At 33.4% G+C, this 19,716-nt stretch carries 18 protein-coding genes; 10 read left to right on the forward strand and 8 right to left on the reverse strand.

All coding sequences use genetic code 11. The features are described from left to right. On the reverse strand, positions 1-732 hold the full coding sequence (ubiE, locus tag A8975_RS03075; protein WP_134198635.1) for a bifunctional demethylmenaquinone methyltransferase/2-methoxy-6-polyprenyl-1,4-benzoquinol methylase UbiE: 732 nt from the start codon (positions 730-732) through the stop codon (positions 1-3). 177 nt (positions 733-909) lie between these two features. On the opposite strand from ubiE, the gene trkA reads away from it, so the two are divergent. The 4 genes from trkA to A8975_RS03095 all read left to right on the forward strand — a co-directional run bounded on the left by trkA (position 910) and on the right by A8975_RS03095 (position 4,569). Then, positions 910-2,259 (forward strand): Trk system potassium transporter TrkA, encoded by a 1,350-nt coding sequence (gene trkA, locus A8975_RS03080; RefSeq protein ID WP_134198636.1) that lies wholly within the window; start codon positions 910-912, stop codon positions 2,257-2,259. A gap of 20 nt (positions 2,260-2,279) precedes the next feature. After that, positions 2,280-3,773 carry a TrkH family potassium uptake protein gene (locus A8975_RS03085; RefSeq protein WP_131505963.1) on the forward strand — a complete coding sequence of 498 codons (1,494 nt, stop codon included), beginning with the start codon at positions 2,280-2,282 and terminating at the stop codon, positions 3,771-3,773. A 151-nt stretch (positions 3,774-3,924) separates the two neighbouring features. Beyond that, positions 3,925-4,167: a hypothetical protein gene (locus tag A8975_RS03090; protein WP_129759281.1), complete on the forward strand. Its 243-nt coding sequence runs from the start codon at positions 3,925-3,927 to the stop codon at positions 4,165-4,167. A 138-nt stretch (positions 4,168-4,305) separates the two neighbouring features. Beyond that, a complete protein-coding gene (locus A8975_RS03095; RefSeq protein WP_134198637.1) occupies positions 4,306-4,569 on the forward strand; it encodes a hypothetical protein in 264 nt (87 codons plus the stop codon). 57 nt (positions 4,570-4,626) lie between these two features. On the opposite strand, the gene A8975_RS03100 is transcribed toward A8975_RS03095, so the two are convergent. Next, positions 4,627-5,814, reverse strand: a complete 1,188-nt coding sequence (locus A8975_RS03100) for a pyridoxal phosphate-dependent aminotransferase (RefSeq protein WP_208325350.1) — start codon at positions 5,812-5,814, stop codon at positions 4,627-4,629. Between the two features lie 13 nt (positions 5,815-5,827). Then, a complete protein-coding gene (locus A8975_RS03105; protein ID WP_129759279.1) occupies positions 5,828-6,934 on the reverse strand; it encodes a fatty acid desaturase family protein in 1,107 nt (368 codons plus the stop codon). A 143-nt stretch (positions 6,935-7,077) separates the two neighbouring features. On the opposite strand from A8975_RS03105, the gene rsmG reads away from it, so the two are divergent. Next, positions 7,078-7,707, forward strand: coding sequence for a 16S rRNA (guanine(527)-N(7))-methyltransferase RsmG (gene rsmG, locus A8975_RS03110; protein WP_131505960.1), 630 nt, complete (start codon positions 7,078-7,080; stop codon positions 7,705-7,707). 55 nt (positions 7,708-7,762) lie between these two features. On the opposite strand, the gene A8975_RS03115 is transcribed toward rsmG, so the two are convergent. Next, positions 7,763-9,556, reverse strand: a complete 1,794-nt coding sequence (locus A8975_RS03115; protein WP_134198638.1) for a T9SS type A sorting domain-containing protein — start codon at positions 9,554-9,556, stop codon at positions 7,763-7,765. Positions 9,557-9,699: 143 nt separating this feature from the next. Then, on the reverse strand, positions 9,700-11,325 hold the full coding sequence (pruA, locus tag A8975_RS03120; protein ID WP_134198639.1) for an L-glutamate gamma-semialdehyde dehydrogenase: 1,626 nt from the start codon (positions 11,323-11,325) through the stop codon (positions 9,700-9,702). Between the two features lie 174 nt (positions 11,326-11,499). On the opposite strand from pruA, the gene A8975_RS03125 reads away from it, so the two are divergent. Continuing rightward, on the forward strand, positions 11,500-12,498 hold the full coding sequence (locus tag A8975_RS03125) for a DUF6695 family protein (RefSeq protein WP_134198640.1): 999 nt from the start codon (positions 11,500-11,502) through the stop codon (positions 12,496-12,498). Here A8975_RS03125 and apaG read toward each other — a convergent pair. Together apaG and A8975_RS03135 are read right to left on the reverse strand one after the other, a co-directional pair. Then, a complete protein-coding gene (gene apaG, locus A8975_RS03130) occupies positions 12,495-12,881 on the reverse strand; it encodes a Co2+/Mg2+ efflux protein ApaG (protein WP_129759274.1) in 387 nt (128 codons plus the stop codon). The genes A8975_RS03125 and apaG overlap by 4 nt on opposite strands. Positions 12,882-12,992: 111 nt before the next feature. Next, entirely contained in the window at positions 12,993-14,357 is a 1,365-nt protein-coding gene (locus A8975_RS03135; protein ID WP_134198641.1) for a pyridoxal phosphate-dependent decarboxylase family protein, read from the reverse strand. 68 nt (positions 14,358-14,425) lie between these two features. Between A8975_RS03135 and A8975_RS03140 the strand changes: the two genes are divergently transcribed. Further along, entirely contained in the window at positions 14,426-14,974 is a 549-nt protein-coding gene (locus A8975_RS03140; protein ID WP_134198642.1) for a cysteine dioxygenase, read from the forward strand. On the opposite strand, the gene A8975_RS03145 is transcribed toward A8975_RS03140, so the two are convergent. Beyond that, complete coding sequence (locus A8975_RS03145) at positions 14,971-16,221, reverse strand: DUF5103 domain-containing protein (RefSeq protein WP_134198643.1); 1,251 nt, start codon at positions 16,219-16,221, stop codon at positions 14,971-14,973. The genes A8975_RS03140 and A8975_RS03145 overlap by 4 nt on opposite strands. Before the next feature lie 169 nt (positions 16,222-16,390). On the opposite strand from A8975_RS03145, the gene A8975_RS03150 reads away from it, so the two are divergent. Genes A8975_RS03150 through A8975_RS03160 form a run of 3 tightly spaced genes read left to right on the forward strand, consistent with a single transcriptional unit; the run spans position 16,391 to position 19,714 of the window. Further along, entirely contained in the window at positions 16,391-17,746 is a 1,356-nt protein-coding gene (locus A8975_RS03150; protein WP_134198644.1) for a Na(+)-translocating NADH-quinone reductase subunit A, read from the forward strand. Continuing rightward, the gene (locus tag A8975_RS03155) at positions 17,746-18,969 is read left to right on the forward strand and encodes an NADH:ubiquinone reductase (Na(+)-transporting) subunit B (protein WP_131505954.1); all 1,224 of its coding nucleotides are present in this window, start codon (positions 17,746-17,748) and stop codon (positions 18,967-18,969) included. Before A8975_RS03150 ends, A8975_RS03155 begins: the two co-directional genes overlap by 1 nt. 1 nt (position 18,970) lies before the next feature. After that, entirely contained in the window at positions 18,971-19,714 is a 744-nt protein-coding gene (locus tag A8975_RS03160) for a Na(+)-translocating NADH-quinone reductase subunit C (RefSeq protein WP_129759268.1), read from the forward strand. The last annotated feature ends 2 nt before the right edge of the window (positions 19,715-19,716 follow it).

The raw sequence follows: 19,716 nt of genomic DNA on the forward strand, positions 1-19,716 counted from the left end.
TTAAGATTTAGATGCTATATAAATTGAAGCAACACCAAGTGTTTGAGGTTTATTACTGACATCTATAAACCCATTTTTGCGTAAAATATTGTTTAAAGCTTCACCATGTGGAAAAATAGAAGCCGATTCGCTCAAATATGAATAAGCTGAACGGTCTTTTGAAAATATTTTTCCAATAGTAGGTAAAATATATTTAGTGTAAAATTTATAGCCTTGTTTAAAAGGCGTTTTAGTAGGAACTGATGTTTCAAGAATTACAAATGTTCCGTTAGGTTTTAAAACTCGTAAAATCTCAGAAAGTCCTTTATCGAGGTTTTCAAAGTTTCTCACACCAAAGGCAACTGTAATGGCATCAAAAGTATTATCGTCAAATGGTAAGTTTTCAGAGTCACCAATAATCATTTTAATAGTGTCATCAAGTTGCTTGTTAGCTATTTTTTGCTTTCCAACTTCAAGCATACCTTCGCTAATGTCTAATCCTATAATTTCTTTAGCATTAGTTTTGGTTAGGCTAATAGCCAAATCTCCAGTACCTGTTGCAATATCAAGAATAGTGTTAGGTTTAGATTTTGATACAATATCAACTACTTTATTTCGCCATTTTATATCAATACCAAAAGAAATAATTCTATTAAGTCCATCATAATCTTTAGAGATAGTATCAAACATTTTAGTAACCTGTTGCTTTTTGTTCAGGTCACTATCTTTATATGGCTTAATTTTTACAGTCATTATTTTTTTTGGCAAATATATGACAATACATTAGTATTAAATAATATGATTATTTGAGATTTTAATTATGCCTCAAATATCCGTACCTTTAAAGGGTAACACAATTATAAACTACAAACAAACATTGCTAATGCAAATTTATACTATATTTGCTTGTTTTTTTGAATATTCAAACCAATGAAAATAATTATTGCTGGAGCAGGTGAGGTAGGGTTTCATTTGGCAAAATTATTATCCTATGAGTCGCAAGAAATTACACTTATAGATTCTGATAAGGAGAGTTTAACCTACGCCAATAATCACTTAGACATAAGAGTAATAAAAGGAGATGCCACTTCAATTGCTGTTTTAAAAGATGCTAGAATCAATACTGCAGAGCTTTTTATAGCTGTAACATCTTCTGAAACTACAAATATTACTGCGAGCGTACTCGCTAAACAATTAGGTGCAAAACGTACTATTGCAAGAATTTCTAATGCTGAATTTATAGACCAAAAAGAAGAAGTTGGGTTCTCTAAATTTGGTATTGACGAGTTGATTTCTCCAGAGTCGTTAGCGGCTTCTGAAATTGAGCTTTTGCTTAATCAGTATGCATTTAATGACAGTTATGAGTTTGAAGATGGAGCGCTAACAATGCTAAGTTTAAGGCTTTCAAGAACTGCTGCTTTTGTTGATAAAACAGTAAAAGAAGCTGCCGAAGCGTTTTCAGAATTACACTTTGTACCAATAGCAATTCAGCGCTTTGGAACACAATACACAATTATTCCAAGAGGAGATACTCAATTTAAAGAAGGTGATAAAGTAGTATTTATTACTTCAAAAGGAGGAGATCAAGAACTTTTTGAACTTTCGGGTAAGGTGAAAACCGAAGTAAAAAATGTAATGATACTTGGTGGTGGAAAAATTGGATTTCAAACTACAAAAAGTTTATGTGTAGGTAAGTTTAAAGTAAAACTTATTGAAAAGGATAAGAAAAATGCTTTTGATTTAGCTGATGAGCTTCCTAATGCATTAATTATAAATGGAGATGGTAGAAATGTTGAGCTTCTTGAAGAAGAAAACATTGATAGTATGGATGCATTTATTTCTGTAACAGGAAATTCTGAAACCAACATCATGTCGTGTTTGGTTGCAAAATCAAGAGGCGTGAAAAAAACTATAGCTTTGGTTGAGAACATGGATTATTTTCAGCTTTCGCAATCTATAGGTATTGATACACTTATCAATAAAAAGCTTCTTGCTGCAAACAATATTTTTAGATACATACGTAAAGGCGAGGTTGTTGCTATGACTAAGCTCAACAACATGAATGCTGAAATGTTGGAGTTTGTTGTAAACTCTAATTCTAAAATTTGCAATAAGTTAATTAAGGATTTAGATTTTCCTAGAGCTGCAATTATTGGTGGAGTTATTAGAAATGGTGAAGGACTGATACCTCTTGGTAGTTTTAAAATTTCAGAAGGAGATAGAGTTGTAGTGTGCTTTTTGCCAAGAGTAATTGCTGAGGTTGAAAAATTCTTTTATTAAGCCAAAACAAAAAACTACTGATGAAACTTAACTATAAAATCATTTTTCACTTTTTTGGATTATTACTGTTATGTAATGGTGGTTTTATGCTGTTGGCTGCATTGGTAAGTTTAATTTGTAAAGATGGCGTTACAGTAAAGCTATTGTTATCTGGTGCTTTAGTGCTTTTAGTAGGTGTTTTTTTAATGGTTGGCACCAAGAATCACCGAAAGGAAATGAACAAACGAGAGGGTTACATTGTTGTAGCTTTTGGTTGGATAGTAATGGCACTTTCAGGGTCGTTACCTTATTTGTTAACCAGTACCATCCCACAGTTTACAAGTGCTTTTTTTGAAACCATGTCTGGTTATACCACTACAGGAGCCACAATTTTAAATGATATTGAAGTTGTGCCTAAAGGTGTGTTGTTCTGGAGAAGTACAACGCACTGGATTGGAGGTATGGGAATTATAGTTTTGGCAATTGCTATTTTACCTTTATTAGGAATAGGAGGTATGCAAATGTTTGCTGCTGAAGCTCCAGGACCAAGTGCAGATAAGCTACACCCAAGAATTACTGATACAGCTAAGCGTTTATGGTTAATTTATTTTGGATATACAGCTGCTGAAACTATTTTACTTAAAGTAGCTGGAATGTCGTTTTTTGATGCGTTAAATCATTCTATGTGTACGTTGTCAACAGGTGGATTTTCTACTAAAAATGCTAGTGTTGCTTACTGGAATGGACAACCTATTATTCAATACATTATTATTGTGTTTATGTTTTTGGCAGGGACAAACTTTGTGTTGAGCTACTTTGCATTTAAGGGTAAAGTACAAAAGGCAATTCAAGATGAAGAGTTTAAATTGTACTTTAAATTCATTGCTATTTTTACAATCATCGCAGCAGTAATCATCTATTTTAATGCTGATGCATCATTGTCTTCTATCGAGCATCCAATGGTTTGGGGAAAAGCTGAAAGCAGTTTTAGGCATGCGTTGTTTCAGGTGTTGAGTGTTGTGACTACTACAGGTTTTATTACAGCCGATTATACACTTTGGTCGCCATTTTTGGTAGTCTTCTTTTTTGGGTTAATGTTTTTAGGTGGTTCAGCAGGTAGTACATCTGGTGGTGTTAAAGTGGTTAGACATCTTATCTTGATTAAAAATGGTTTTTTAGAGTTTAAACGCGCTTTGCATCCTAATGCGATTCTTCCTGTTAGATATAATAAAAGATCAATACAAGGTGAGATTGTATTCAACATACTTGGTTTTTTCATTTTGTATATGTTGTCTTTTATTGTTGGTGCTTTGGTCTTTTCAATGTTTCAAATAGATTTTGAATCTTCCATTGGTTTGGCAGCTTCTAGTTTAGGTAATGTTGGACCAGCTTTAGGAAATTTTGGTCCAGTAAATAATTATGCAGCTTTACCACTTTTAGCACAATGGTGGGCATCCTTTTTAATGCTTATTGGACGTTTAGAACTGTTTACGGTTTTAATATTACTAACACCTTTTTTCTGGAGAAACAGATAAATTTCATAAAAAAATAAAATTCTCAAAACATAAGATTTTACAAGGCTTTTAATGAGTTTTATGTATTGAATTTTAAGGTTTTAAGGTTTTGTAGTGTAACAAAATATTTTGTCATGCGTCATATATGTGTAACCAATTAAACCAAAAAATTATGGAATTAGTTTTAACAGTACAAGATTTAGAACCTCATCCCAAACAGGGTTTTGAGAAACAAGAAGGATTACTTAATTCTAACTACAAACAAATAGTAAAGAGAAATTTAAAAGCGCTAAACTCTAATACTATTTTCGGAAACAAACATCGTATCAAAACACGACAGTTTATAAAAACTTCTAGCGTAGCGACACTATTAAAACTTTCTGTTTTTGTTGTTCTTCTAACAGCGATTCTGTAGGCTTAAGCAGAATATGAACTTTACAGCTTTTGTAAGCTAAACACAAAACTGACTTTTTACCCTTTATATATTCAATAGTATAAAACTATTGAAGAGGGATTGTACACTTTAGTATTAACATTTTAAAACCTAGAAATTATGGGCTTTGGAGGATCTGCGCAATCAATGATTACTATTCTCAAGAATAATGAGAAAATGCGCAACAAGCGTGACAAGTTTAAGAAAACCTTAGGAGGTTATGATAATAAACGCAAAACCGAATATGATTTTCCTGAAGCTACACCTGAGGTTTTAAAAGAGATAAAAGAACGGTTAATAAAAGAACGTAAACAGCGTTTTATTAAGATAGCAATACTTTTTACTATACTGTTGAGTTTGTTTATATACTTTATAGTAAGATGAAAAAAAATCCGCTTAACAAGCGGATTTTTTATTAATTGTATATTTTGTCAGCTATTATTAGCTTAATGCAGTTTTAATGCGTTTTATAGCTTCTTTTATTTGTTCTTGTGATGCAGCATAAGATATTCTAATACAATCAGAATTCCCAAAGGCTTCTCCAGTAACGGTTGCAACATGAGCTTCTTCTAATAGGAATAAAGAAAAATCTGTTGCATTGTTAATTGTCTTTCCTTTTAAAGTCTTCCCGAAGTAGTAAGACACATTAGGAAATACGTAAAAAGCGCCTTCTGGTACATTGGTTTTAAAGCCTTCAATGTCATTTAATAAATCTAGCATTAGGCCTCTTCTGGTTTTAAATTCATCAACCATATACTGTACTCTTTCAGGAGACTCTGTAAGCGCAGTAATTACAGCACGTTGAGCTATACAGTTAGCGCCTGATGTAATTTGACCTTGCATTTTGTTACAAGCTTTAGCAATCCATTCAGGAGCTCCAATATATCCTATTCTCCAACCTGTCATTGCAAATGCCTTAGCAACACCATTTACGGTAATTGTTCTATCGTACATGCTTGGTATGGCAGCAAAACTAAAGTTTTTTGCGCCATAGCTTATATGCTCATAAATTTCATCAGAAAGGATGAAAATATTTGGGTACTTTTCAAGAACTTCAGCTAAAGCTCTATATTCTTCTTCAGAATAAATGCTACCACTTGGGTTATTAGGAGAGTTGAAAAACACCATTTTGGTTTTTGGTGTAATTGCGTCTTCTAACTGTTGAGGAGTGATTTTAAAATCGTTTTCAATAGTAGAAGGAATCTCTTTATAAGTTGCTTCACAAAGTGTGGCAATTGCAGAGTAGCTTACCCAATAAGGAGCTGGTAAAAGTATCTCGTCACCAGGATTTAAAAGTACTTGAGCTACATTAGCAATTGATTGTTTTGCACCAGTAGAAACTACCACTTGGTTAGGTGAGTAGTTTAAGTTATTATCTCTTTTGAATTTTAAGCAAATAGCCTCTTTTAACTCTACATAACCGTCTACAGGAGTGTAGGAATTGTAGTTGTCGTTTATGGCTTGTATTGCTGCTTCTTTGATGAAATCTGGAGTGTTAAAATCTGGTTCTCCAAGACTTAGTCCAATAACATCAATACCTTTAGTTTTTAGTTCTCTTGCTTTTGCAGCCATTGCCAACGTTGCAGAAGTTGGTAGGCTGTTAATTCTGTCGGATAGTTGGTTGTTCATTTACGTTTTTTAATTAAGCTTGCTGTAATGAAGGCTTCATTCCCATTTCTTTTAAAAATTTAAAATGAGCAATGATCGCTTTTCTTGTTGTCTTATATTCTTTGTATGGTAAATTGAATTCTTTTGCTGTTTCCTTTACAATCTTAGAGATTTTGGTGTAATGCACATGGCTAATGTGAGGAAAAATATGATGCTCAACTTGATGGTTTAATCCACCTGTAAACCAGTTTACAATTCTGTTTTTTGTTCCAAAATTAACTGTGGTTTTAAGTTGATGGATTGCCCAAGTATTTTTCATGGTTCCGTTTTCTTCAGGAAGAGGCATTTCAGCTTCATCCATAACATGAGCTAATTGAAATACTACACTTAAAATTAATCCTGCAACATAGTGCATTACAAAAAATCCGATAAGTATTTTCCACCAAGCAATATCCAAAATCAACATAGGTAATACAATCCAAATGCTAACATAAATGATTTTTGAAATTACCAGTTTGCTCCAGTTTACTACAGGATTTGGAAATTTACCATAAGACAGTTTACGTTTCATATAACGTTTCATCTGTTGCCAATCGGTAGTAATTGCCCAATTTATAGTAAGTAATCCATATAGTAAAATAGAATAATAATGCTGAAATTTATGGTGCTTGTACCACTTTGCGTGTTTAGAAAATCTTAAAATACGTCCAGCTTCTAAGTCTTCGTCATGCCCATGAATATTAGTATATGTGTGGTGTAATACGTTGTGTTGAACTTTCCAGTTATACACATTACCTGCTAAAATGTAAATACTACTTCCCATTAAGCGATTTACCCACTCTTTGTTTGAGAATGAACCATGGTTACCGTCGTGCATTACGTTCATTCCAACTCCTGCCATACCAATTCCCATAACTACAGTTAATAGTAATTGTGCCCAACCAGGAATGCTACTTATTGTGAGAATTAAAAAATAAGGCAGTAAAAATAGAGTGAACATCACCACAGTTTTAACCCAAATTTTCCAGTTACCAGTACGTTTTATATCGTTCTCTTTAAAGTAGTCGTTTACACGCTTGTTTAGGGTTCTAAAAAATTTTGCGGGATCTTTTCTTGAAAATGATAATGTTTGATTTGTCATGCTATTAGTTTTTTTTGAATATGCAAAGTTTAGGGCCAACGCATATCAAGGAGCAAATATAAATAATAAAAGCTGCGACATAGTTATATAAATGCTAAAAATATCCACACAAAAATGTATACTTTTGTTGAAAATTGAATAAAATGCAGTTAATACTGAAATATTTTCCAGATCTATCTGAAGATCAGATTCAGCAATTCCAAAAACTAGAATCATTGTATCAAGATTGGAACCTTAAAATAAATGTAGTTTCAAGAAAAGATATTGATGAGTTGTATTTAAGGCATGTGCTTCATTCTTTAGCTATTGCAAAAGTGATAGAGTTTAAAGCAGGATCAAAAGTTATGGATGTTGGAACAGGAGGTGGATTTCCTGGAATTCCTTTGGCAATTATGTTTCCTGAAACTCAATTTCATTTGGTAGACAGTATTGCTAAAAAACTTAAAGTGGTTGATGAAGTAGTGGAAGGATTGGGATTAACTAATGTGAAAACCACTCATACTCGCGTTGAAGAAATTAATGATACCTATGATTTTATTGTAAGTAGAGCTGTAGCTGCTATGCCTACTTTTGTACATTGGGTAAAAGGTAAAATTGCTAAAACACAGAATCACAATTTGAAGAATGGAATCTTATATCTTAAAGGAGGTGATTTATCAGAAGAATTAAAAGATTACCGAACGGCAACCTTGTATGATTTAACTGAATTTTATTCTGAACCTTTTTTTGAAACCAAAAAAGTGGTGCATTTGCCAATGAAGTTTAAAGGATAAAAAAAAAAGCCGAACGCAACGTTCGGCTTTTTTTTTATTTCTATAAGTTTTGAAGTTATTTAACTGCAATTTTTGTTTTGTAACTGATACCTTCTTTATTTTCAATATTTAAAACATACACTCCAGAGTCTAAATTTAAAGGAATAGTAGTTCTGCTATTTAACGTTGTGTTTGTGGTATTATAAACTAATTTTCCAGTAATATCAATTAAAGATATAGTAGCGTCATTAACGGTTGAATTGCTTAAAATTAATAACTCGTGGTCAATTGGGTTTTTTCCAATTTTTAATGTAGCTACATTATCAAACTCAGAGTTAGATAATGTTTCAGGCATAATTTCATCTAATGCAAAAAGTACATTTGCTTCAGTTAATTGAACATGATTTTCATTATCTGTTGGCATGTACCAGTTAACAAATGGTGTGCTGTTTGTAGTGTCTTCTGTACTGTCGTTGCTTAGATTAATGTTGTGATACCAGTTAATTTCGTTGTTGGTTGACTCTAAAGCCATCGCACTTACAGATGGTATAAAGTTGAATTTATCAATTTGTAATGCAGCAATAAAATCGCCAACTAAACCTTCGGAGCCTAAACCATCAGTAAAGCCACCTAAGTCAAAAAGCCCACCAGAAGCAGCATCAACACCATCAGAAAAGCTAGGAGCTTGTGCATTCACTTCGATATCAAAAATTGTTATGGTTCCAAAGAAATTAGCTTCAACTAATATTTTACTAATTAATTGACTTCCATCAGCTGTTGCTGGAGTTAAGTTAACTCCAATTTGTGCTGTCGTAGGAAGAGGTGCGTCAGGAACATTAAAAGTATCGTCAATTACCGTAAACCCAGGAGTAACATTAGTAACACCATCTTTTGCTTTGTAAGGAGATCCTATTCCGCTACCATTTATAATAGATACATTTCTAGTGTTTTGAGGAAATCCTGTTGGAGTTAAGCTGTTTATATTGGCATCAAATATTATTTTAAAAGGATGTGGCTCTGGAAGAAGCTTTGTTGGGTCAAACTCCACATCGCTACCCGATGCTAAATGCGGTTCTAAATGATCAACCAATAATTGTCTTGCGGCTGATGATTTTAATAGACCATTTACTACTGGTTGTAATTCAGCAACGTTTAAATCTTCACCAAGACCAAAAGCTAAAAAGTTAAACTGGTGTTGAAACCCTAAAGGGACATTAGCTCCATGGTGTGGAGCGTCAAAAGAAATCCAAAGTCTTGTTTCGTGGTCAATAGTTTGGTTTTCCATGTAGTTTAATGCGTATCTTGAAATTAATCCTCCCATACTTGGGCCAATAATAACCAGTTCTTCTTCGCCTACTTTATTAGCGTTAAGTGTATTGATTAATTCCACTAGAAGCATAGCGTTACGTTCCATAAAATCAGCTCCACCATCAATTAATGTGCTTCCAGGGTAATCTAACTCATCAATAACCATATCAGCATTGGTATCGGTAGCATCATCAACATTTAGCAATGTATTATCAGATAATCTCAAATATTGTGGAAAGTTTAAAACTACAACATCAAAACCTTCAGCTCTAACAAGATCAGCAAGATTTTGAGCACCACTTGTTCCTGTGAAATCTAATAAGCTGTAAAGACCATTAATATCTCTTGTGTCTCCTGGATCAAATCCATCTACAAGAATAATGGGTTTATCAAGTATTCCGTCAACAAAATCAGGAAATATTTCATATTCACCTAATCCAGCAAAACTTGCAGTTCCTGAATAGGCTGATAAATCGGCAGTAATTGAAGATTCAAACTCTACAGTTTGAGCTTGAACAAAGAGAGGAAATACTAATAATAGCAAAAAGTAATTTTTCATCATGGATAATTAATTTGAATTAATGCCTTCAAGATACAAAGTTACATTTGGTTAAAGAGGTGTTATTTAATGTTTTAGGATGAAGTGCAAAAAAAATCCTCAAACGGTAAGGTTTGAGGATTTATGGTCTTGAAAAATAGTATTTCTTATCCTAAAAATGGATACCTGTAATCTGTAGGAGTTACAAAAGTTTCTTTTACCATTCTTGGTGATACCCAACGTAATAAGTTTTGAGCAGAACCAGCTTTGTCATTGGTTCCTGATGCTCTTGCGCCACCAAAAGGTTGTTGACCAACAACAGCTCCTGTAGGTTTGTCATTGATATAGAAGTTACCAGCACTATTTTGTAATGCTTTTGTAGCTTCATCAATAGCATATCTGTCTGTTGACAGGATAGCTCCCGTTAATGCATATTCGCTAGTTTCGTCAACTAATTTTAAAGTTTCAGAATATTGGTTTTCATCATATACATAAATTGTAATTACAGGACCAAATAATTCTGTACACATAGTTGTGTATTTTGGGTTTGTAGTCACAATAACTGTTGGCTCAATAAAATACCCTTTAGATTTATCATAGTTTCCACCTACAATAATTTCAGCGTCTGCATCAGCTTTTGCACCATCAATATACTTTGCTAATTTATCAAAAGAGCCTTCGTGAATAACAGCTGTAATAAAGTTGCTCATATCATCTGGAGAACCCATTTTAAATGATTTAACATCTTCTATTACAAAGTTTTTAACATCTTCCCAAAGGTTTGAAGGAATATAAGCTCTAGATGCTGCACTACATTTTTGTCCTTGAAATTCAAAAGCACCACGAACAATAGCAGTTGCTACTTGTTTAGCATTTGCAGATTTGTGAGCAACGATGAAATCTTTTCCTCCAGTTTCACCTACAATTCTTGGATAGGTTTTGTAGTTGTGAATGTTGTTTCCTATTTGTTTCCAAAGGTCTTTAAAAACGTGTGTAGAACCTGTAAAGTGTAATCCAGAAAAATCAGGACTAGCCATTACTGTATCAGTAATCATAACTGGATCTCCAAACACAACGTTGATAACGCCATCAGGAACACCAGCTTCTCTAAATACATCCATGATAACTTTTGCAGAGTAAATTTGGCTATCACTTGGTTTCCAAACAACAACATTTCCCATTAACGCCATACAAGCTGGTAAGTTTCCAGCAATAGCTGTAAAGTTAAATGGTGTAACTGCGTAAGTGAATCCTTCTAACGGACGATATTCAATACGGTTCCAAGCATCGCTTGTGCTTTCTGGTTGGTCCATATAAATGTCAGTCATAAACTGAACATTAAAACGTAAGAAATCTATCAGTTCACAAGCCGAATCAATTTCTGCTTGATGAATTGTTTTAGATTGCGCTATCATTGTAGCAGCATTTATTTTAGCTCTGTAAGGACCTGCGATTAATTCGGCAGCTTTTAAAAAGATACCAGCACGATGTTCCCAAGGTAATTGAGACCATGTTTTTCTTGCTTCAAGTGCAGTTGCTATAGCTTCTTCTACGTGAGATTTTTCAGCTAAATGATACGTTCCTACAATATGTTGATGATCATGAGGAGGCGACATAGTTCTGGTGTTACCTGTTTCAACATCTTTTCCGTTGATATATAAAGGTACATCCACTTTGCTATTGAACATTTCTTTGTATGCTTTTAAAACAGCTTCCCTTTCAGGAGATCCTGGAGCATACGATTTTACAGGTTCATTTACAGCTATTGGTACGTTAAAGAATCCTTTTCCCATGATTTTATTTTAATGATTTATGGTATAAATTTTTGATGTGCAAAGTTACAATTTTTTAAGGACTTAAATGAAGATGCTTTTTTAAATCGAAGTTAAAGTATTGGTTATTTTTTTGTAAGTTGTTTGCTTTATTTTTGACAAATGTGTTCATGTTTCAACAGAAATCCCTTATGAATGATTAATAGCGGAATAATTTTAACGCTTGCTTATCCTGAAACCATTGTATCTCATGCAGAAGAGTGGTATTCACCTCTTTTAAAATATATAGGAATAGGAAGTAAAACACATGTGCGTGCTGGTCATGCAGCCTTGGTACTTATTGACAAAGCTACTGGAGTATTGGAGTATCATGATTTTGGTAGATATATTACTTCTGAACCTAATGGTAGGGTTAGAGGGATGGATACTGATCACGAACTAAGATTTCCTTTAAAGGCTATAATAGAAAATGGTACAATAGTTAACCTAGATGAGATTCTTCAGTTTTTAGGAACACATCCTAAGCTAACTCATGGTGATGGAACATTGTATGCTTCGGTTTGTGATGAAGTGAATTATGATTTGGCGCGAACACATATTACTAAAATGCAAAACAAACATTTTATACGTTATGCTGCTTTTATTAAAGAAGCTTGTAATTGTGCGCGTTTTGTGACCGATGCACTAATTGCGAGTGTCACTAATAAGTCAATTAAAAAGAAATTGATAAGTTCTAAATGGTTTACACCAAGTACAATAGGAAATGTTGTGCTTGCTAAAACTGTTGGAGATGTGTTTTTGGTTTCAGAAACTGGAGCGATTTCAAAGTTTAATTCTACAGTAGGTAAAGAAAATAGACGTTTGTTTTTAGATAGACTGAAAGGTTATAATCCTAGTGTAATAGGAACTTTAGAACCTAAACACAATGCTGAAAAAGAAGATCATGCGCAATGGTTAAGTGGTATTGCAGCTGGAGCTTGGTTTGAATTACACGATTTTACAAATGAGATGGAATATCGTTTTAGAAGAATTTCGCCTTATGGAACTATTGATGTTGATGGTATTTATGTTATCAATCAAAAAGGATTTGATTCTACCTTAGAATATGAATTTATACATTACTCAAACTGTAAGTTTTTTCATGTTGTACAAAACGAAGTCGTTTATAAATTTGATTTTCTTAAAAAGTACTAATTAAGAGCAAAAGGAGCGCTTAGCTTAAAAGAAGGAATAATAACTTTAAACTTATTGGTGTTGGTAAAGTTTACCATGTTGTAGTAGCCTTGCATTGCGCCAAAAGGAGAGGTTAGTAAACATCCAGAATTGTATGTGTGCGATTCTCCTGGTTTTAAAACAGGTTTCTTGCCAATAACACCTTCACCTTCTATAATTTCGGTATTGTTTAATGCGTCCATTATTTTCCAGTATCTGGAATTAAGCTGAACTGAATCTTTACTTTGGTTTTCAATAGTTACTTTGTACCCAAAAGCAAAGTGCACTTTATAATTTTTATAAAAAGTGCCCTCAAAGGTTGTCTCTACTGAAATTTTTATTCCGCTTGTAACTTGTTGTACCATGTGGGGATTAGAACAATGATAGTTGTTAAATATAATAATATTTTCTTTTAGTCGCTATTATTTCACAACAAATAGACTAATTTTTAACAACTTAACACTATTTTTTCTTTGTTATGCTAAATTTTCAGTTTTAACGAACGTTTCTAAGGATTTGAAAAAGTTTGAGATATCGTTTTTATCAATAGAACTGTTTATAGTAACGAGCCTAATAAAGTCAGTGTCGTTAAAAGAACCATAGCCTACCATTAATTCTGCACTTTCATAAAGTTTGGTACAAAGTGTTTTGGCATCAATAGTTTTGTAATTGAAACAAACTGATATGGAGTCGTCAAAACTATAAAGTGTATAGTCAGGATGCGCTTTTATATAATCTCTAGCATAATCGGCTATTTCAAATTGCTTATCAACTATTTTTTCTAAACCAGTAGTGCCAACCGATTTCCATAGTGTCCAAAATTTTAAAGCATCATTTCTTCTTCCACATTGCAATGATGTTTTTCCTAAATTGAAATCATCACCATCGGTTTGGTATAAATATTCTGCATCGTTAGAAAATGACTGATTTAAATATTTTTTATCCTGAACAACAATTATCGAACAGCTTAGAGGTGTTCCTAGCATTTTATGAGCATTGATGCTAAACGAATCTGTTTTTTCAATACTTCTCACTAAGTGTTTGTACTTTTTACTAAAAATAACCGATCCACCATAAGCACCATCAAGGTGTAACCATAAATTATAAGCGTTGCAAATAGGGCTTATTTCATCAACGTTATCAAAAGCTCCTAAAACCGTTGTGCCTGCTGTAGCATTGACAAAAAAGGGTTGGTTGTTGTTTGCTAAATCTTCTTTGATTTTAAGTTCAAGGTCGCTAGCAAGCATTTGTCCTTCAGCATTAACCTTAACTTGTCTTACTTGGTCTCTTCCAATTCCCATTAATGCAGCATTTTTATTAATGGAGTAATGTGAAACTTCTGAAGTGTAAACAATCATTTTACTGTTTACGCCAGCAGTTCTTACAGTACTGTTATGTTTGTCTCTAGCCATTACCATAGCCATAAAATTACTCATAGAGCCACCAGGTGCAAAAGTGCCATCGCTGTACTTGTCATATCCAATTATATCGCAAATGTTATGTAATATGGTTTTTTCAATACCAACTTGCGGTCCTGCAACTTTATAAGTATACATGCTATTGTTTAGCATGACAGCTAACAAATCACCTAATGTAGCTTTACTCATTCGGCCGCCAAAAAGCTGATTGAAAAACGATGTTGAAGCAGTTTTAGGAGTACTTTTTATAATTTCTAGTAATGTTTTTTTTAAGTCTTCGTCTAAACTTGGGTGTTCATTGAGCGAAAGGTCTAAAGTTTTATAGAGCTTATCAGTGTCTATAGGTTTTGCTACAGGTTGTTGTTTTTCTTCTTTAAGAAGGATTTCTGCTAACTCATTAAACAATTTTAAATCTTTATTCATAAATTGGGCTAATTGGCTTTAAGGACTTCAAGAAACATTAAAAATATTAAAATTTAAATTTATAGCTATTGAAACCTATATTTACTTTAAATGAATTAATAAGTGCTTTGTCTCAATCTTCAAAGGATAATTACAAAACCATTTTTAAAAATTTAGTTTTAGAAAAAAATGTGTTAGATGAATACCTAAACTGGTCAACTAAAAAGTATGTAAGAAATGGTATTTATAAAAGCGACAATTTTGAACTGATTTTATTGTGTTGGGAAGCTGGTCAAGAAACACCAATACATTGTCATAGTGGTGAAGAGTGCTGGATGTATTTAATAGAAGGCGAAATAGAAGAAGTGCAGTACCAGAAGCATGAAAATGGCGACGTTGAACCTAAAGGAATTCGAAAAATAGCTAATCAACAACAAGCTTATATTAATGATGCAATTGGTTTGCATAAGTTAAAAAACAATTCAAAAGGAAGAACAATTAGCTTGCATCTCTATGCAAAACCTATAGAATCTTGCAGTTATTTTGATGAACAGTCAAAGACCTTTATCAAAAAAAATCTAAGCTACGATACTTACAAAGGAGAAATCCTTTCTAGCAAAAGAGTGTCTTCTATTTAATTGGAAATATTCACCGAAGTACCTTCTCCTAAACCAATCAATCTATCAAAACGCGCACCCAAATCTCTGTAATACACTAGTACTTTGTAGTTGTTTTCGGTTTGGTAAAAGTTTCCACTTATTGCGCCTTCATCTAGAGTTCCATTGTCGTCAACTACAACATATTTATAGTTGTAGAATCCTTGTTTAAGCTTAAATGAGGTTTGATAAACTTCAGCTTCAGGATTGTAAACCATTTTATTCATGTTGTCTAACGCGTAGTTGTTGAAATTACCATAAACGTATATGGATTTTCCGTCTAAAAGCTCAGGGTAAAGTAATGAAAAATGCATCATAGTGTAATCTGCTTCAATAGCAACATTGTCAGTATTTACAGCTGTTATAAGAAAATTACCGTTAATATCAGGATTGTAAGTGTATGGTCTGCTTGCTCTCTCTTCATTTGTAAACAGGTAGTTATGGTAAATCTCCTTGAGGTCAATAAACTGTACGCCTACGTTGGCAACCCTAACATCTTTGTTTTCAAAAAACAAATATTCATTTCCAGCCCAAAAACTTGACTCTGTATTGTATCTATACATGAGTTCGTTTCCTAAAACATATTGTGGTTTTAGGCTAGAGATAGCTGTATTTAAATTATTATTCTGAATAACTAGTGTTTTGATGGTTTCCATTGGGTTGTTGAAATTGACATTGTTAGTTGCAATTACAAAATCAACCGATTGTTTTTCGTTAATGAATTTTACATCTCTTGAGCGTTTTATGGTTACACCAACGTTTACAATATCTTCATAAACCATAAATTTTCTTGAAAACATCAACTCATCATAATCATCATATATAAAAATCATGTAGTTGCCGCTTTTTAAAATACCACGAGTTTGCGAGTTTGGTATTTGAAGCTTGTAATGCGAATAAATTTGATACGTATTAAAAGAGTTTTCATAATCGCGAATGCGCTGGTTGTCAAAACCACTTAGGTATTCAGACTTTACCAGTTGAGAAGGAGTCCAATCAAAATTATAGTGCACTATTTCATAATAAAAATCGGCCTCATCACCATTTAAAGCATCAAACTCTAGTATTAAAGGCTCGCCTAAACGGAGTATAGGCAGTTGACTTTCAGAGGTGTTTCCTTTAAAAGTTATAGTGCTAATATACTCAGGAGGATTGGTTTCTTCAATTTGCCCAAAAGTTAAAAGAGGTAGGCAAATTAAAAATATTAAAAGCTGTATGGTCTTTGTCATCAAAATTATACGGTTGTCTCTGTAAAGATACACAAATTTTATGCCTAATTAATTTTTGTTATTTAGAATTGATATAAATAAATAACTTGAGGTGTTTTCAAATTATTTTTAGCTATTAATTCGTAAATTTGCAGCGATTTTTTAGACAATTAATTTCAATATCAAACATATGTCAAACGACATTAAGATTAAAAAAGGTCTGAACATAAACCTTAAAGGTGACGCTGAGAAAACGACAGAAAATGCCATTATCAGCAATTACTGCACTATCAGACCAGAAGATTTCCATAGCATAATTCCTAAACTTGTAGCAAAAGAAGGCACAAAAGTTAAAGCAGGTGAAACTGTATTTTACAACAAAGATGCCGAAGACATGAAGTTTGTGTCTCCTGTTTCAGGTGAAGTTGTTGAAGTTGCTCGTGGAGAGAGAAGACGAATTATGGCAATTAAAATTCAAGCAGACAAAGAGCAAACGTATGTTGACTTTGGTAAGTTTAATTTAGATGCTGCCGATGCTGATAAAGTTAAAGCGCACTTGTTAGCTTCTGGTTGTTGGCCATTTATTAAACAACGTCCTTACGATGTTATTGCAAACCCAAACAAGTCGCCTAAAGCGATATTTGTATCAGGTTACGCATCAGCGCCTTTAGCAGCAGACTACGATTATGTACTTCAAGGTAAAGAAGCTGAAATGCAAGCAGCCATAATAGCTTTAGGGAAATTAACTGAAGGGCAAGTACATGTGTCGGTTGGTAAAAATTCCAATTCCCCACTTGCAGGATTATCAGGTATTACACTACATAAAGTGTCAGGACCACATCCTTCAGGAAACGTTGGTACTCAAATCAATAAAATTGACCCAATAAACAAAGGTGAAGTAGTTTGGACGATTAATCCACAAGATTTAGTTGTTATTGGTGAATTGTTATTAACTGGTAAATTCAATGCAGAGCGTATTGTTGCTTTGGTTGGATCATCGGTTAAAAAACCAAGATATTTTAAAACAAAAATAGGAAGCGAAATAGCAACTATGGTTTATGACAATGGTGTTGATAAAGATGGTAACGACCGTATTATATCAGGAAACGTATTGTCAGGAAAACAAATTAAACCAGATGGTGCTCTAGACTATTACAGTAATACAGTAACGGTTATTCCTGAAGGTGATGACTATGAGTTTTTTGGATGGAATAAACCTGTATTTAATAAGATTTCTACTTCAAGAGCGATGACGTTTTCTTGGTTAAACCCTAAGAAAAAGTACGATTTAAATACCAATACAAATGGTGAACATCGTGCGTTTGTAGTAACAGGAAGTTACGAAGAGGTTTTTCCTTTAGATATATATCCAATGCAAATTCTTAAAGCATGTATGTATCAAGATTTAGACGAAATGGAAGCTTTAGGAATGTATGAAGTTGCACCTGAAGATTTTGCCTTAACAGAGTTTATTTGTGTGTCTAAACAACCACACCAAAAAATAATTAGACAAGGTTTAGACTTAATGCTTAAAGAGATAGGATAATGAGCTTAAAAAGTAATTTACATAACTTAAAAGAAAAGTATAAAGGCACCAAAATGGCGCCTGCGTTTAACGCATTACATACGTTTTTATACTTACCTAACGAGACTACTCATGGTGGTACTCATATAAAAGTAGCTGACGATTTAAAGCGTACCATGAACACGGTTATCATGTCATTGATTCCATGTTTAATTTTTGGTATGTTCAATGCTGGTTACCAGCACTATTTAGCTTTAGGTGAAATTAGTCAAGCGACAGGTTTTTTTGATTCTGTATTTTGGAGTTGGGATAACTTAGTAATAGGACTTTGGAAAGTATTACCACTGGTAATTGTGTCTTACGGAGTTGGTCTAGCAATCGAGTTTGTTTTTGCAGTAATTAAAGGTCACGAAGTAGAAGAAGGTTACTTAGTTACAGGTATGCTTGTGCCACTAATTGTACCAGTAGATACACCATTATGGATGTTAGCAGTTGCTGTAGCTTTTGGTGTTGTAATTGGTAAAGAAGTGTTTGGAGGAACAGGAATGAATATTCTTAATCCTGCATTAACTATTCGTGCCTTTTTATTCTTTGCATATCCTACTTGGATGTCTGGAGATAAAGTATGGGTTCATGGTGCTGTAGCAAGAGATAAAGCTATTGCTGCAGGTGAGAATCTTGATGCTATTTCGGGTGAAACTATTTTAGGAAGTTTAGCACAAGGAAAAGAAATAACCTATTCTGTTTGGGATATGTTTACAGGATTAATTCCTGGTTCAGTTGGTGAAACTTCAGCAGTATTAATTCTTTTAGGAGGTTTATTCTTAATCTTTACTAAAATAGGAAGCTGGAGAATTATGTTGTCATCTGTACTTGGTGCATTGGCAATGGGATTAATTTTCAATGGTGTTGTAGATGCAGGATGGATAGGTGAAGGAAGCAAGTTTTATGGATTAATGAGTACTGAATTCTGGCATCACTTACTAATTGGTGGATTTGCGTTTGGTACTGTGTTTATGGCAACCGATCCTGTAACGGCTTCACAAACCAACAAAGGAAAATGGATTTACGGATTCTTAATCGGATTCATTTCAATATTAATTAGAGTATTCAACCCAGCATATCCAGAAGGTGTAATGCTTGCAATTCTGTTAATGAATGTGTTTGCACCAACAATTGATCACTACGTGGTTCAAGGAAATGTGAAAAGAAGAATGAAACGTTTAAAAGCAAAAACAGCTTAAAATGAGTAATAAAACAGATAGCAACGTATATACAGTATTGTTTGCCATAGGAATGGTAGTAGTAGTAGGTGCTTTGTTAGCTTTTACAGCAGCATCACTTAAACCTACAATTACAAAAAATGTTGAGTTGGAAATGCAGCAAAACATCCTATATGCAATGGGTGTAAATGAAAATGACGAGAGTAGTGCAAACTTTGTATCTACTGATGTAGCACCAGAATTATTTAACAAATACATCACAAAACAATATGTTATTTTAAATGGTGATGTAACCGAAAATGATGAAGCTTACTTAATTGATATCAAAAAAGAAAAAGCTAAAGGAGATGCTTCTAAAAGAAGATTGCCATTATTTGTAGGAGAAAAAGACGGTAAAACGTACTACATCGCTCCAATAAGAGGTAAAGGACTTTGGGATGCTGTTTGGGCATATATAGCTATGGATGAAAACATGGTGATACAAGGTGCTTATTTTGACCATAAAGGAGAAACTCCAGGTTTAGGTGCAAACATTAAAGAACGTTATTTTATGGACGATTTTATTGGTGAGCATTTATTAGATAGCCAAGGAAACTTTAAAGGTGTTGCAGTGTCAAAAAGTAATGCTGACCCAACTAACCAAGATAAGACAGATAATGAAGTAGACGCTATTGCTGGAGCAACAATAACTGGTGATGGTGTAGCAGCAATGATTAAAGGAGACTTGTCGTTGTATGTACCTTATTTTAAAAACTTAAACAAATAATC

The sequence above is a fragment of the Meridianimaribacter flavus genome (assembly GCF_004366715.1).
Classification (GTDB): Bacteria; Bacteroidota; Bacteroidia; order Flavobacteriales; family Flavobacteriaceae; genus Gaetbulibacter_B; species Gaetbulibacter_B jejuensis.